At 58.4% G+C, this 737-nt stretch carries 1 protein-coding gene; it reads right to left on the reverse strand.

Features of this window, described 5'->3' with window-relative positions; genetic code table 11:
• Positions 1-17: 17 nt before the first annotated feature.
• The gene (locus ACYVG7_RS05875; protein ID WP_460882294.1) at positions 18-257 is read right to left on the reverse strand and encodes a TraR/DksA C4-type zinc finger protein; all 240 of its coding nucleotides are present in this window, start codon (positions 255-257) and stop codon (positions 18-20) included.
• Positions 258-737 lie beyond the last annotated feature (480 nt).

Below are 737 nucleotides of genomic sequence, written 5' to 3' on the forward strand. Positions count from 1 at the left end.
ATATCGGCCAATAGGTTTTAATAATGTCCAGCACGAATAGCCTCCTGCTTCTCGCGTAGTGTCAGGCACTCGACACATCGCACAGCAAACGGCTCGATGACCACCCGCTCATCTGGGATCACATCGCCGCAGTCCAGGCAGTAGCGCCCATGTTCATCTTCATCGGGTGCCTCGCGGGGGCGCTGTCGTAGCGCCCCCAAAGCTCTTTGCCGTTGTTCTTCTTCCAGGCATTGCGCCTTATCAATCAGATCAGGCATGGGGCCTCACTTGATAACGTGGGTGGCCTTGATGCGGCCATAGATGGCAACCGCACCACCGACCACAGACACCGCTGAGCTCGCCAGCTCAACAATGTTGGCCTGAATGGCAGGGTCGATGTGGTAACCAAATAACCCGGCGATACCGGCACCGAGAGCGATGGCACCACCCCAGATNGAGGTGAACTTCTGTCACGCTCCCCCAACCCTTGGTGAATAACGCCTGGTAAGTGGCGTTATGGGAATAAAGAGGGACCGCATCGCCGAGGCCATCGCGGTCGGCCTTAAAGCGCGCCTGGCGGCCAGCTTTGAAGATGGCGAAATAACGTGGGTTTTTAAGCTCCGGGATGCCGAACGAGATGGCGGCCTGATTGCCGCCCCCGTCATGCTGCTTAGGTGCTGGGTGTCGAGATGCGGTCGCCATGATTACCCCCCGAACCCGTATTCAGGGGCCCAAACGCCAGAGCGCAGTTGCTGAGC

It is taken from the genome of Pseudaeromonas pectinilytica, assembly GCF_054780855.1.